This is a genomic window from Streptomyces sp. NBC_01716 (assembly GCF_036248275.1).
GTDB lineage: Bacteria > Actinomycetota > Actinomycetes > Streptomycetales > Streptomycetaceae > Streptomyces.
Genome location: NZ_CP109181.1, coordinates 3,029,950 through 3,043,967, shown reverse-complemented (window position 1 = coordinate 3,043,967; position 14,018 = coordinate 3,029,950). Strand labels below are relative to the sequence as shown.

Sequence of the window (14,018 nt, the reverse complement as noted above, 5' to 3'; positions counted from 1 at the left end):
GTATCCGGCCGCCTGCCCCAGTCAAACCCGCCGACACATCGTCGGCAACATTTGCCGGGGGCCTGCGGGGCCGCCCGGGGGACCCGCGGGGACCGGGTCCCGGAACGGGTCGCGCACCGGTCCCGGGCCGCCCCGCGGACGCTCCGGGACGGGTCTGCGGACCGGTCTGCGGACGGGTCTACGGTCGGGTCGAGATCTCGAACCAGACGACCTTGCCGGTGGACAGCCGCGTCGCGCCCCAGCGCCTGGCCAGCCGGTTCACCAGGAACAGCCCCCGCCCGCCCTCGTCCGTTTCGCGGGCCCGGCGCTGGCGGGGCAGTTGGGGCGAGTCGTCGCCGACCTCGCAGCGCAGCACGTCGGTCCGCAGCAGCCGCAGGGTGACCGGCCGCTCCGCGTACCGGACCGCGTTGGTCACGACCTCGCTGATCAGCAGCTCGACGGAGTCGCTCAGCTCCTCCAGACCCCAGCGCGACAGGGCCCGCCTGGCGAGCCTTCTGGCCCGCCCCGGCGCCGCGTCCTCCGGCTCCAGGAACCAGTACGCGACATCGCTCGGGGCGATCCCGTCGAAGCGCGCGGCCAGCAGCGCGATGTCGTCGTCGCGGTCACCGGGACCGAGCACGTCCAGCACGTCGTCGCAGAGCGCCTCCAAAGGAGGCGAGTGGTCGGGGCCGGTGAGCTGCGCCGTCGCCGCGAGGCGCTCCCGCAGTTGCTCGATCCCCGTCCACACGTCACGCAGCCGGGACTCCACGAGGCCGTCCGTGTAGAGGAGCAGCGTCGCGCCGGCCGGCGCGTCCAGCTCGACCGCCTCGAAGTCCACCCCGCCGACGCCGATCGGGGCGCCGGGCGGCACCCGCAGTACCTCGGCCCGGCCTCCCAGATGGAGCAATATGGGCGGCGGATGGCCGGCGTTGGCGATGGTGATGCGGTGCGAGACCGGGTCGTACACCGCGTACATGCAGGTGGCCATCCGGTCGGTGCCCAGGCGCTGCGCCTGCTCGTCGAGGTGGTGCAGGACCTCCTGCGGCGGCAGGTCGAGACCGGCGAGGGTCTGCGCCGTCGTCCGCAGCTGGCCCATGATGGCCGCCGACGTCATGGAGTGACCCATCACGTCGCCGACGACGAGGGCGACGCGGCTGCCGGGCAGCGGGATCGCGTCGTACCAGTCGCCGCCGACCCGCGCGGTCTCGGCCGCGGGCAGATAGCGGGAGGCGAGCCGGACACCCGTGGGCTGCGGCAGCCCTTCCGGGAGCATCGTGCGCTGGAGTTCGTCCGCGATGTACGCCTCGCGGCCGTACAGCACCGCCTTGTCGATGCCGAGCGCGGTGTGCGTCGCGAGCTGCGCGGCCACCAGCAGGTCGTTGGGCTCGAAGGCGGGGCGGTCGGGCCTCCGCAGGAAGACGGCGGCGCCGATGACGCGCCGCCGGCCGCGCAGCGGGGCCAGGATCCCGCGCCGGCCGCCAGGAACGGTCATCTCGCCGCCGAGCAGCTCGGGCAGCGCCGCGCGGGCGGCGGCGGAGTCGCCGAAGACCGGCCGGACACCGCGCAGGATCTCGGAGAGCGCGCCGCCGGACGCCACCTCGCAGAGCTGCGCGGCGGGCATCACCTCGGTCTGGGGGTCCGGGACCGACGCCCGTCCTGCCTCGGACTCGGGCAGCTGGATGCCCGCGCCGTCGGTGTCCTCGCCGGTGGCGCGCAGCCAGTCCGTACGGCGCAGCCTCAGTACGAAGGGGTCGACCGGACGCTCGTCGCCGACGGGCAGCGGGTCGCGCAGATAGACGAGGATCGCGTCGGAGAACGTCGGGACGGTCGCCCGGCACAGCCCGAGGACGATCTCGTCCAGGTCGATGCCCCGGGCGATACGACGGGTAGCGGCGCCCACGAACCGCAGCCGGTCGCCCTCGCGCCGCGCGGCGCCCACCGGGTCCTGCGGAGGCGCGGCCGGGGGAACGGTGGCCTGCGCGGACGCGGGCGTGGGTACCGGCGGCACCGACGGCTGCGGTACGGCGGCGGCGGACGCCTCCTGCCGTGGCCGGGTGCGTTCCTGGGACCGGGCAGCCACGGGCTGCCGGCCTTCATGGGAGGTGGGATGCTCCGTCACGCGTGGGATTCCGTCCGTCCGGGCCGGTGGTGCGAGACAACCGATTCGACTAAGTCCTGTCCGGCGGATCTTCGCGGATGAGCCCGGGGCGTCTGGCGCCGGACAGGACCCGGTGATGCCACCCTTGTCCAGGGGGCGCCGGGTCTGTGACCGCACGGGCTCTCGCGGCCGGGCATCGGTACCTTGCGGCGGAAAGGGCCTTCAAGGGCCCCGAGAACGCGGATGTCGGCACGGCAGGCGTCCTGCACGGCTCCACCCCCTCGTCGATGTCCAGCGGCTGATGTGCGCTGTCCTGCTGCTGTCTGCGGCTCGTTCGTCGTACGAATCGTTCTCGCGTGCGTCGTGCGTCGTGCGGCTCGTTGCTCCAGCGACATGACCCTAAGTCAGCTCCGCCACCCCTGCGGCGCGTTGGTCAGGCGCAGCCTTGCGGAGGACGATCCTACGTTTGAACCCTGGGGGCGCATCAAGGGTCTCACGACGTCGGCGAACCCGCCCCGGCGATCACCAGGTACGTGCGGCCACCAGCCGTTTTTGCCTCATCTGGTCCGGACCTTTGCCGGTTCGGGGGCGCGGTCCCAGCCCTCCGGCAGCTCGGGCACCGACCACCGGGGGTCGGGCCGCCAGTCCTCCCAGCCCGCGGAGAACGGCGCGCCCCACTCCTTGATCATCTCGACCGCCGCGCTCCCGGCCTCCCGCACCCGCAGCGCCTGGCCGGCGTCCAGCAGCCCGACCCGCTGGGCCTCGGCGAACTCGTCCTCGTCCCGCCAGAGCCAGCTGCGGTCCGGGTAGACCGAGATGTCGAGGAAGTGGTCCTCGGAGTCGATGCCGCCCGCCCAGCGCAGCCGGGGCTCCTCAAGATTCACGTACCAGCTGCGGAACTGCCATCCCTGGTCCCAGAAGAGCCAGATGGACCACGGCTCGTCCGGCCGCGCCAGCTTCAGCACACCCGTGCCCTCCCAGTGGGCACGGGCGGTGGTGCGCGGCGCCGTGTACCGGGTGGCGAGCGGTTCGTGGTGCACGGCAGTGCCGTCGGCCAGCACCGGCTTCACGCACTCGGTGCCCGGCGCCATCCACACGGCGAGCAGTTCATCGGTGTCCTCGACGACGGTCACCGGCCGGCAGATGTGCACATGCCGGGAGCCGTTGTCCCGGTAGCGCCAGAGAATCCGCTCGCCCCGGTCCCAGTGTCGAATGCCGTCCACACCTGTCATGCGCAGATCTTAGAGCCGGGGCCCCTCGGGCGCTGTGAGGTGCGCCCGGACGGCTCGATCTTGTCGGTCGCGATCACCGCGCGGGCCCGCCGTACGCCCGGAACGGGGCCGGGTCTCACGGCTGCGTCATCCGGAGGACGTCCAGGGCCTCGTCCAGCTGCTCCAGCGTGAGATCGCCGCGCTCGACATAACCGGCGTCCAGCACCACCTCGCGGATCGTGCGCCGCTCCGCCAGCGACCTCTTCGCGACCTTCGCCGCCTCCTCGTAGCCGATGTACTTGTTCAGCGGGGTGACGACGGAGGGGGACGACTCCGCGTACTCGCGGGCGCGCTCCACGTTCGCCGTGATGCCGTCGACGGTGCGGTCCGCCAGCAGCCGCGAGACGGCGGCGAGCAGCCGTACGGACTCCAGGAGGTTCCTGGCGATCACCGGCAGCATCACGTTCAGCTCGAAGTTCCCCGCCGCTCCGGCCGTGGCGACGGTCGTGTCGTTGCCCGTGACCTGGGCGGCGACCATCAGGACGGCCTCCGGGATCACCGGATTGACCTTGCCCGGCATGATCGACGAGCCGGGCTGGAGATCGGGCAGATTGATCTCGGCGAGACCGGTGCGCGGTCCCGAGGCCATCCAGCGCAGATCGTTGGAGATCTTCGTGAGCGAGACGGCGACGGTACGGAGCTGGCCCGAGGTCTCCACGAGCCCGTCGCGCGCGCCCTGCGCCTCGAAGTGGTTCCTGGCCTCGGTCAGCGGGAGCCCGGTCGTACGGGCCACCTCGGCGATGACGGCGGCGGAGAAGCCGGGCGGCGTGTTGATGCCGGTGCCCACCGCCGTACCGCCCAGGGGCAGTTCGGCCAGGCGCGGCAGGACCGATTCCAGCCGCTCGATCCCGTACCGGACGGCCGCGGCGTAACCGCCGAACTCCTGGCCCAGCGTGACGGGTGTGGCGTCCATCAGATGCGTGCGGCCCGACTTCACCACGTCCGCGAACTCATCGGCCTTGCGCTCAAGCGAGACGGCGAGATGGGCGAGGGCCGGGATCAGCTCGGCGGTGACGGCGGCCGTCGCGGCGATGTGGATGCTGGAGGGGAACACGTCGTTGGAGCTCTGCGAGGCGTTGACGTGGTCGTTCGGGTGCACCTCGCGGCCCAGGCGCTCGGTGGCGAGGGTGGCGATGACCTCGTTGGCGTTCATGTTGGACGAGGTGCCGGAGCCGGTCTGGAAGACGTCCACCGGGAAGTGCTCGTCCCAGCGGCCTTCGGCGACCTCGGTCGCCGCGCTCCGGACCGCGTCGGCGATGTCCCGGTCCACCACGCCGAGTTCGGCGTTGACGGTGGCGGCGGCGGCCTTGATACGGGCCAGGGCCTCGATGTGGGCCCGCTCGATGGGCCGGCCCGAGATGGGGAAGTTCTCGACGGCCCGCTGGGTCTGGGCGCGCCATTTGGCGTCCGCCGGGACCCGGACCTCGCCCATGGAGTCGTGCTCGGTGCGGTAGTTCGCGTCGCTCGTCATCAGGGTCGTACCTCCTAAAGAAGGTGAGCAATTGTCTTGTTCGGAGTGTTCCCAAGGGCCCTACCCGCCAGTAAAAACCTCTGGAACCACTGTGATCGGGGAGGCCATGCAACGTACGAGACCCACGTTCCGAAGTACCGTCGCCACGCTCGCCGCATTCGCGACCGTCGTCGGCGCACTGGTCGCCCTGACGCCCGCGGCCCAGGCGTCGGCGCAGGCGTCGGCCCCCGTGGGCGCGCCCGCCGCGGTCCGCGCGTCCGCCCCGCTGCCGCCCGCCCTCGAAGCGATCCGCGCCGCCGAGGCCAAGCGGCTCTACGGCGACCCCGGCGAGCGCCCGCCCGACCAGCGCAAGACCGGGCTCATCGCGCTCGGCGACAGTGAGATCTCCGGCGAGGGCGTCGGCACGTACGAGCCGGGGACGAACGGCCCCGACAACTGGTGCCACCGTTCGCCGGACTCGGCGATCCACCGCACCGGGATCGCGGCGGACGTCACCTACAACGTCTCCTGCTCGGGCGCGTCGACCGTCAACATCCGGGTCGGCGGCACGGCGCAGTTCGCCGACGAACTCGTACAGAGCGACAGCCTCGCCATCAAGGCGCGCAACACCAGGCTCAAGATGGTGGTGCTCGTGGCGGGCGCCAACGACGATCTCCAGTTCGGTCCGGTGATCACCGACTGCGTACTGCGCTGGTTCACGCTCCAGGGGCCCTGCGCCGACAAGTACCGGCCGGGCTGGCAGCCGCGGGTCGACGGACTCGTACCCAAGGTCGAGTCGACCGTGGCCGACCTGCGAGGCGTCATGCGCGACGCGGGTTACGCCGACGGTGACTACAAGCTCGTCGTGATGGGCTACCCGGGCCCCCTCACCCCCGACTACGCCGACAACCCCGACTTCCCGGGCAAGATCCCCGGTGGCTGCACCGGCCACGACGCGGACGCCGCCTGGGCCCGTGACGGCGCGGTCCCCGCCTTCCAGACCGGCATGCGGAAGGCCGCGAAGAACTCGGGCGCGGTGTATCTGGACAACTCCCGGCTCTTCCACGGCCATGAGGTGTGCACGGACGACGACTGGGCCCGGGGTCTGTTCATCGACATCGGCAACCCCTTCCCGCCGAACGAGAATTCGGTCCGCCAGTCCTTCCATCCGAACGCCGCCGGGCACGTGGCGTTCGCGTCGTGCCTGACCCAGCTCTACAACTCGGGCCTGAGCGAGGCGAGTTGCGCCGACCCGGCGAGCACGGGGCGGCCGGTGCTCCAGCCGGGCGGCTGGGACGACGTTTTTCAGCCATTGAAGAACGAGGGAACGGGCACCTGCGTCGACGTCAGCGCGTCCAAGACACGCAACGGCTCCAAGATCACCGGCTACGGCTGCAACGAGGGCCGTAACCAGGGCTGGTGGTACGACACCGGGACAGGCGCCGGCGCCCGGTCGCTGCACAGCGAGCTGAGCCACGACCGCTGCCTCGACGTCCCGTCGGGTTCGTACCGCGCGGGCGCCTCGGTCACCCTCTGGGACTGCCACGGCGGCGCGAACCAGAAGTTCGCCATCGAGGCGGGCACCATCCGCCCGGCGTCGGCGGGCACGCTCTGTCTGACCCTGGCGTCGGAGCGGGACCCGCTCCGGCTCCAGAACTGCGACGGGTCGGCGAACCAGCGCTTCGTCTGATCGCGGGCGCGGGCGCGGTCCCGGACCCGGCCGGGTCCGGGACCGCACCCAGGGCTTACGCGAGGCCGGGTCCCCGCACCGGGATGCTGGTGAACGTCGGCGCCGGGGCGGGCTCGGTGAAGAAGTCGTTGCCCTTGTCGTCCACGACGACGAACGCGGGGAAGTCCTCCACCTCGATCTTCCACACCGCCTCCATGCCCAGCTCCTCGTACTCCAGGACCTCGACCTTCCGGATGCAGTCCTGCGCGAGCCGCGCCGCCGGGCCGCCGATCGAACCGAGGTAGAAACCGCCGTGCGCGCCGCAGGCGTCGGTCACCTGCTTCGAACGGTTGCCCTTGGCGAGCATGACCTTCGAGCCGCCCGCCGCCTGGAACTGCTCGACGTAGCTGTCCATCCGCCCCGCCGTCGTCGGGCCGAACGACCCGGAGGCGTACCCCTCGGGCGTCTTGGCGGGCCCCGCGTAGTACACCGGGTGGTCCTTCAGGTACTGCGGCATCTCCTCGCCCGCGTCCAGCCGCTCCTTGATCTTGGCGTGCGCGATGTCGCGCGCCACGACCAGCGTTCCGGTCAGCGAGAGCCGGGTCTTGACGGGGTGCCTGGTCAGCTCGGCCAGGATGTCGTCCATCGGCCGGCCGAGGTCGATCCGTACGACGTCGCTCTCGCCGCTCCGGTCCAGATGCTCGTCGGTGGTGTCGGGCAGGAAGCGCGCCGGGTCGGTCTCCAGCTGCTCCAGGAAGACACCCTCGGCGGTGATCTTCGCGACGGCCTGACGGTCCGCCGAGCAGGACACGGCGATCGCCACGGGCAGCGAGGCGCCGTGCCGGGGGAGCCGTACGACCCGCACGTCGTGGCAGAAGTACTTGCCGCCGAACTGCGCGCCGATGCCGATCTTCTGCGTCAGCTCGAAGACCTTCTCCTCCAGCTCCTTGTCACGGAAACCGTGGCCGGCGGGGGAGCCCTCGGCGGGCAGCTCGTCCAGGTAGTGCGCGGAGGCGTACTTCGCGGTCTTGAGCGCGAACTCGGCGGACGTGCCGCCGACGACGATCGCCAGGTGGTACGGCGGACAGGCCGCCGTACCGAGTGAACGGATCTTCTCCTCCAGGAACTTCATCATGGAGGTCTCGTTCAGGACGGCCTTCGTCTCCTGGTAGAGGAACGACTTGTTGGCCGAGCCGCCGCCCTTGGCCATGAAGAGGAACTTGTAGGCGCCGCCGTCGGTCGCGTACAGCTCGATCTGCGCGGGCAGGTTCGAGCCGGTGTTCTTCTCCTCCCACATGGTCAGCGGGGCCATCTGCGAGTAGCGCAGGTTGAGCTTGGTGTACGCGTCGTAGATGCCGTGCGAGAGGGCGGCCTCGTCGCCGCCCTCCGTAAGGACGTTCTGTCCGCGCTTGCCCATCACGATGGCGGTGCCGGTGTCCTGGCACATGGGGAGCACGCCGGCGGCGGCGATGTTCGCGTTCTTCAGGAGGTCGAGCGCCACGAACTTGTCGTTGGACGAGGCGTCCGGGTCGTCGACGATCCTGCGGAGCTGGGCGAGGTGGGCCGGGCGCAGATAGTGCGAGATGTCGTGCATCGCCTCGGCGGCCAGCGTGCGCAGCGCCTCGGGGGCGACCTTGAGGAACGTACGGCCGTCGGCCTCGAAGGCGGAGACACCGTCGGCGGTCACCAGGCGGTACGGCGTGGTGTCCTCTCCAAGAGGGAGCAGATCGGAGTACGCAAACTCTGGCATTTCGGCCATTCCTCACTCGGCAGACGGCGGCTGACCTTCGTCGGGCAGCGCGCCTCTCAGCGTAAGACGTGACGCGCGGCCGGACGGGGTGAGGTGAGACTCAGTAGGAGGGGGGCGCGTCGCCGTTGGGCCCCGCCAAGACCCACCGGACAGCACCTAGTCGCGATCTATCGCGTTTCGCTACTCTGGTGCGGTGGACCTCGAAAAGCACTCCCAGAAGCCGGTCGCACCGGCGGAGCCCGACTCCGCGATCCGGGCCTCCGACGCCGACCGAGACCGGATCGCCGACATCCTCAGGGAAGCCCTCGCGCTCGGTCGCCTGGATGCCGAGGAGCACTCCGAGCGGATCGACGCCGTCTACCGCGCCAAGACCATGGGCGAACTGGAGCCGCTGGTCAGGGACTTGCCGGCGACCTCCACCACCGCGGGGCCGGCCGCGTCACCCCACACGTACGGCCCCGACGACGAGACCGAGCCCGCCGACAACATGGTCGCGGTCTTCAGCAGCTCGACCCGCAAGGGACGTTGGCGGGTGGGCCGTCGTACGAACGCCTTCGCCCTCTTCGGCAACATCGAGATCGATCTGACCGAGGCGATCTTCGGCCAGCGCACGACCGTGATCAACGCGACCGCCATCTTCGGCTCCATCGAGGTGCGGGTCCCGGAGAACATCTCCCTGCGCGGTGGTGGCACCGGCGTCTTCGGCAACTTCGAGGTCCGCACGCTGGAGGGCACCCAGCCGGACGCCCCGGTCGTGGTCGTCAACGGCTACTCGGTCTTCGGCAGCATCGAAGCCAGGCCGAAGCGCGGGAAGTTCATCGCGGACCTCAACAGGCGGCTGCGCAAGCACCTGGGCCACTGATCCACGCACACGGGGGCGCGGGTGCGCCCGGCCGTCGGCCGGTTCCGATTCCGGTTCCGGTTGAGGTCCGGCCGGGGCGGCTTTCGGCCAGGCCGGGCACGGTTGCTCGGCATTCCGCACACGATTCCGCACATCGCATCTCAGTGCCACTCAGTGCTTAGGCGCGCGTACAGCGGGTAGGGACTGCTGCATCGTCTCTCGCTCGCGAAGCCGTCGTCAGGAGTGGACCGTGCTGTCAATGCCGCATCAGCCCCTGCAGGTCGCCGCCGTACCCCCTCAGCGGAGTCCCGCTCGGGAGGATCAGGCCGGACCCTGGCACACAGAGGCGGTGTGCCGCCGGGACGAAGCCGGGTTGTTCTTCGCCCCCTCCAAGGAGCCGACGGCCGCCAGGCTGGCGCGTGAGGAGGCCGCGAAGCGGGTCTGCGCCCGCTGCCCGGTGATGGTCGACTGCCGGGAGCACGCACTGCTCCAGCCCGAGCCGTACGGGGTGTGGGGCGGCCTGACGGCCGCCGAGCGCCGGGTGGTCCTGGCGCGCCGCCGGCGCCGTGAGGTGGAGCTGCGGAACGCGGCGGCGGCCACGGGCCGGATCGCCGCGGCGGGCTGACCGCCCGTCCCGCCCGATGAGTTGTCCCGATCGGCTGTGACCGGGGCGCCCCTGCCGCACAGGCAGGGGCGCCCCGGTTTCACGCGTACCGGCTTCAGGTGCTTCTCGGCGGCCGGGCCTACTTCGCGCGGTCGAAGTCGATCGTGCTGTAGGCGCGCAGCTTCGACAGCCGGTGCGTCGAGTCGATCTGCCGGATCGTGCCGGACTTGGAGCGCGTGACCATGGACTGCGTGGTCGCGGTCTCCGAGCGGTACCGCACCCCGCGCAGCAGCTCGCCGTCCGTGATGCCCGTCGCGACGAAGAACACGTTGTCGCCGCTGACCAGGTCGTTGGTCGACAGCACCCGGTCCAGGTCGTGCCCGGCGTCCAGCGCCCGCTGCCGTTCGGCGGCGTCCTTCGGCCAGAGCTTGCCCTGGATCGTGCCGCCCAGGCACTTGATCGCGCACGCCGAGATGATGCCCTCGGGGGTGCCGCCGATGCCCATCAGCAGGTCGACGCCCGTGCCGTCGCGTACGGCCATGATCGAGCCGGCCACGTCGCCGTCCGAGATGAACTTGATCCGCGCTCCCGTCTCGCGGATCTCCTTGACGATCCCGTCGTGGCGGGGGCGGTCGAGGATGACCACCGTGACGTCCTCGGGAGACGAGTTCTTGGCCTTGGCGACGCGGCGGATGTTGACCGAGACGGGCGCCGTGATGTCCACGAAGTCGGCGGCTTCGGGTCCCGTCACCAGCTTGTCCATGTAGAAGACGGCCGACGGGTCGAACATCGTGCCCCGGTCGGCCGCCGCGAGGACGGCGATGGCGTTGTTCATGCCCTTGGCGTTGAGCGTGGTGCCGTCGATCGGGTCCACGGCGATGTCGACCTCGGCACCGGTGCCGTCGCCGACCCGCTCGCCGTTGAACAGCATCGGGGCTTCGTCCTTCTCGCCCTCGCCGATGACGACGACGCCGTTCATCGAGACGGTCGAGACGAGGGTGCGCATGGCGTTCACGGCCGCACCGTCCGCGCCGATCTTGTCGCCTCGGCCCACCCAGCGGCCGGCCGCCATGGCGGCGGCCTCGGTGACCCGGACGAGTTCGAGGGCGAGGTTGCGGTCGGGGGCCTCCGGAGAGACCTCCAGCGGAGGCGGGAGTTGATGCTCGGTCATCGGAACGCACCTTTCTGTACGGCGACGGCCGGAATGAGGGTGCTGTGACTCTATCTGTACGCCGACAAAATGAGCAGAGGGGCCCACGTATGAGCGTGAACCCTTGATGCGACTATGGGGAGGTGGCAGGTATGCGAGTCAAACAGTCGGTACGGGACATGTTCCTGTCGATGGGCGTCATCGTCGCCGTCGCCGGGGTGATTTACCTCGCCAACCCGCACGACGAGGACGCGGATCCCCTCAAGGCGGTCGACTACCGGGTCGAGTTGACGACGGCGCAGCGCGCGGCACCCTATCCGGTGCTGGCCCCCGAGGGTCTTCCCACGACATGGAAGCCGACGTCCGTGTCGTACGCGCGACAGGAAGGCAACTCCTGGCACCTCGGTTTCCAGGATCCCGACCGTGAGTACGTGGCTGTGGAGCAGTCGACGGATCCGGCGGGCACGTACATCGCCGAGGTCACGCACGACGCCGAGGACACCGGGAAGACCGCGCGGGTGGCCGGCGAGACGTGGCAGCGGTGGGAAGGCCCCAAGTACGACGCCCTGGTGCGCACCGGGGACGGGGCGACGACGGTGGTGACGGGCACGGCGCCGTACGAGCGGCTGGTCGAGATGGCGGAGGCGCTGGAGCCGGGCGGCGAGTCCGCGGGGGCTGCCGGCTCCGGCGAGGCCTGAGCGGTTCGAGAGCGAGGACAGGGCCGCCGTCCCGGAGAGGGGCGGCGGCCTCGTCGTGGCGCAGGGGGGAAGCGGTCCTTCCCGACCGACGGGACGCGCCGCTCAGACGGTCGTGACGACCTCGTCGTAGGACAGGCGCGGGGAACGCGCGAACCAGGCGTCGTCGCCGGGCTTGCCGATGTTCACGATCATCAGCGGCGTGTGGTCGCCGTCCAGGAACTCCTTCTGGACGCCGGCGTGGTCGAAGCCCGTCATCGGGCCGGCGGCCAGACCGGCGGCGCGGATGCCGACGATGAAGTAGGCGGCCTGGAGAGCCGCGTTCATGCCGGCGTTCTGCTCGCGCACCAGACGCTCGGAGAAGAAAGCGTCCTTGGCCGCGGGGAAGGCCGGGAAGAGCTCGGGAAGCTCCTCGTGGAACTCGTTGTCGGCGGCGAAGATCGCGACCAGCGGCGCGGTGGACGTCTTGGCCTTGTTGCCGTCGCCCATGTGCTGGACGAGGCGCTCGCGGGCCTCCGGGGAGCGGACCAGGACGACGCGCAGCGGCGTCTGGTTGAAGGCGGTGGGGCCGAACTTCACGAGGTCGTAGATCGCCTGGATCTGCTCTTCGGTCACCGGCTCGTCGGTGAAAGTGTTGGCCGTACGGGCCTCGCGGAAGAGGAGGTCCTGGGTGGCGGGGTCGAGAACGAGGGACATCGGGGCGTACCTTCCGAACGGGCAGAGCGATCAAATGATCGATCGAGCGACTCTGCCAACGTACGCCCTGGTATATGAATCTTCAACAAAAATCGGGCTGTCGTGGCCCGCTTCACATGATGTTGACAATGGGGTCTTGCGACGGCGGCCGGTGACCACTGCCCGAGTGGCCCCGAGGCCCGAAGCCTCAGGCCTCGGGGCCGGGCGCCGGTGCGGGCTCCGGGTCCGACAGCGAGGCGTCCAGGCGGGCGCGGGCGCCGTCCAGCCAGCGGCGGCAGACCTTGGCCAGCTCCTCGCCCCGCTCCCAGAGGGCCAGCGACTCCTCCAGGGTCGTGCCGCCGGTCTCCAGGCGCCGTACGACGTCGATCAGCTCGTCCCGCGCCTGCTCGTAGCCGAGCGCGTCCGCGCCGGCGGCCGCTGCTGTCCCGCTGTCCTTCTTGGCCATGTGATCCACCCTATGTGCGGTCTACGACAACGACATACGTGAAGAAGCGGGCGTGCACGAGGACCGGCCGCCCCCGCCCCCGCCGCGTGCCCGCGGCTCATTCGGTGACCCGCACCGTGAACTCGCCCTCCGCCACCCGCGCCCGCAGCTCCTGGTCCGCCGTGACCTCCGAGTGGGAGCGGACGACCGCCCCGTCCGGCCGCTGGAGCACCGCGTATCCCCGCTCCAGCGTCGCGGCCGGCGACAGCGAGACCACGCGCGCCCGGGTGTGCGACAGCTCCGAGTCCGCGCGGTCCAGCAGATGCCGCAGCACCCGCCGGCTGCGGTCGGCCAGCGCGTCGATCTCGCTCCCGCGCTCCTCCACCATCCGGTGCGGGCGCTCCATCACCGGCCGGGCCAGGGCGTGGGCGAGCCCGCGCTCCTCCCGGTCGAGCAGCCCCCGCACCGTCCGCAGGGCGCGGTCGCGCAGCGCCTGTACGCGGTCCAGCTCCTCGCCGACGTCCGGCACGACCTTCTTCGCCGCGTCCGTGGGCGTCGACGCCCGTACGTCGGCGACCAGGTCCAGCAACGGTGAGTCGGGCTCATGCCCGATCGCCGATACGACGGGCGTACGGCAGTCGGCCACCGCTCGTACCAACTGCTCGTCCGAGAACGGCAGCAGATCCTCCACGCTGCCGCCGCCCCGCGCCACGACGATCACGTCGACCTCGGGCAGATCGTCCAGCTCCTTGACCGCCTGGACGACCTGACTCACCGCGTTGACGCCCTGCACGGCCGTGTTGCGCACCTCGAAGCGGACGGCGGGCCAGCGCCGCCGCGCGTTCTCCAGGACGTCCCGCTCGGCCGCCGACGCCCGCCCGCAGACGAGGCCGATCAGCTGCGGCAGAAACGGCAGCGGGCGTTTGCGATCGGCGGCGAACAGCCCCTCGGCGCCCAGGGACTTCTTCAACTGCTCCAGCCTGACGAGCAGTTCGCCGATGCCGACCGGCTTGATCTCCGTGGCCCGCAGCGACAGCTGCCCCCTCGGCGCGTACCACTCCGGCTTCGCGCGCACCACGACCCGCGCGCCCTCGGACACGACGTCGGCGATCGCGTCGAAGACCTGCCGGTAACAGGTGACGCTCACCGAGATGTCGTACGACGGGTCGCGCAGCGTCAGGAACACGACCCCGGCGCCGGGCCTGCGCGACAGCTGGGTGATCTGCCCCTCGACCCAGATGGCGCCGAGGCGGTCGATCCAGCCGCCGATGAGGCGCGACACCTCCCCGACGGGCAGCGGGGTGTCCGCGGACGTGTTGAGAGCCATACCGACGAGCGTATCGGCCGCCTCTGACAACGCGGCCCACGCCGGGGCGGGCTCGTCCCGTCCC

The 14,018-nt window shown here is 71.0% G+C and carries 12 protein-coding genes; 4 read left to right on the top strand and 8 right to left on the bottom strand.

Going from position 1 to position 14,018, the window contains the following annotated elements; genetic code table 11:
• Positions 1-178: 178 nt before the first annotated feature.
• The 3 genes from OIE74_RS13030 to OIE74_RS13020 form a co-directional block, all read right to left on the bottom strand.
• Entirely contained in the window at positions 179-2,098 is a 1,920-nt protein-coding gene (locus OIE74_RS13030) for an ATP-binding SpoIIE family protein phosphatase (protein ID WP_329382297.1), read from the bottom strand.
• A gap of 536 nt (positions 2,099-2,634) precedes the next feature.
• On the bottom strand, positions 2,635-3,309 hold the full coding sequence (gene fomD / locus OIE74_RS13025; protein ID WP_329382295.1) for a cytidylyl-2-hydroxypropylphosphonate hydrolase: 675 nt from the start codon (positions 3,307-3,309) through the stop codon (positions 2,635-2,637).
• 115 nt (positions 3,310-3,424) lie between these two features.
• Entirely contained in the window at positions 3,425-4,819 is a 1,395-nt protein-coding gene (locus OIE74_RS13020) for a class II fumarate hydratase (RefSeq protein ID WP_329382293.1), read from the bottom strand.
• Positions 4,820-4,925: 106 nt separating this feature from the next.
• Between OIE74_RS13020 and OIE74_RS13015 the strand changes: the two genes are divergently transcribed.
• Complete coding sequence (locus tag OIE74_RS13015; RefSeq protein WP_329382291.1) at positions 4,926-6,488, top strand: ricin-type beta-trefoil lectin domain protein; 1,563 nt, start codon at positions 4,926-4,928, stop codon at positions 6,486-6,488.
• 55 nt (positions 6,489-6,543) lie between these two features.
• Here OIE74_RS13015 and OIE74_RS13010 read toward each other — a convergent pair whose 3' ends face one another.
• The gene (locus OIE74_RS13010) at positions 6,544-8,226 is read right to left on the bottom strand and encodes a fumarate hydratase (protein WP_329382289.1); all 1,683 of its coding nucleotides are present in this window, start codon (positions 8,224-8,226) and stop codon (positions 6,544-6,546) included.
• Between the two features lie 184 nt (positions 8,227-8,410).
• Here OIE74_RS13010 and OIE74_RS13005 point away from each other — a divergent pair, with 184 nt between their 5' ends.
• Both OIE74_RS13005 and OIE74_RS13000 read left to right on the top strand, forming a co-directional pair.
• The gene (locus tag OIE74_RS13005; RefSeq protein ID WP_329382287.1) at positions 8,411-9,079 is read left to right on the top strand and encodes a DUF1707 SHOCT-like domain-containing protein; all 669 of its coding nucleotides are present in this window, start codon (positions 8,411-8,413) and stop codon (positions 9,077-9,079) included.
• A 229-nt stretch (positions 9,080-9,308) separates the two neighbouring features.
• Positions 9,309-9,683, top strand: coding sequence for a WhiB family transcriptional regulator (locus tag OIE74_RS13000; protein ID WP_329382285.1), 375 nt, complete (start codon positions 9,309-9,311; stop codon positions 9,681-9,683).
• Between the two features lie 118 nt (positions 9,684-9,801).
• Here OIE74_RS13000 and glpX read toward each other — a convergent pair whose 3' ends face one another.
• Positions 9,802-10,833: a class II fructose-bisphosphatase gene (glpX, locus tag OIE74_RS12995; protein ID WP_329382283.1), complete on the bottom strand. Its 1,032-nt coding sequence runs from the start codon at positions 10,831-10,833 to the stop codon at positions 9,802-9,804.
• A 131-nt stretch (positions 10,834-10,964) separates the two neighbouring features.
• Between glpX and OIE74_RS12990 the strand changes: the two genes are divergently transcribed.
• Positions 10,965-11,510 (top strand): DUF4245 domain-containing protein, encoded by a 546-nt coding sequence (locus tag OIE74_RS12990; RefSeq protein WP_443076095.1) that lies wholly within the window; start codon positions 10,965-10,967, stop codon positions 11,508-11,510.
• A gap of 102 nt (positions 11,511-11,612) precedes the next feature.
• Here the strand turns inward: OIE74_RS12990 and OIE74_RS12985 are convergent, their stop codons facing one another.
• The 3 genes from OIE74_RS12985 to xseA form a co-directional block, all read right to left on the bottom strand.
• Positions 11,613-12,203 carry a malonic semialdehyde reductase gene (locus OIE74_RS12985; protein WP_329382279.1) on the bottom strand — a complete coding sequence of 197 codons (591 nt, stop codon included), beginning with the start codon at positions 12,201-12,203 and terminating at the stop codon, positions 11,613-11,615.
• A gap of 187 nt (positions 12,204-12,390) precedes the next feature.
• A complete protein-coding gene (locus OIE74_RS12980; RefSeq protein ID WP_329382277.1) occupies positions 12,391-12,648 on the bottom strand; it encodes an exodeoxyribonuclease VII small subunit in 258 nt (85 codons plus the stop codon).
• 97 nt (positions 12,649-12,745) lie between these two features.
• Entirely contained in the window at positions 12,746-13,954 is a 1,209-nt protein-coding gene (gene xseA / locus OIE74_RS12975; RefSeq protein WP_329382275.1) for an exodeoxyribonuclease VII large subunit, read from the bottom strand.
• Between the last annotated feature and the right edge of the window lie 64 nt (positions 13,955-14,018).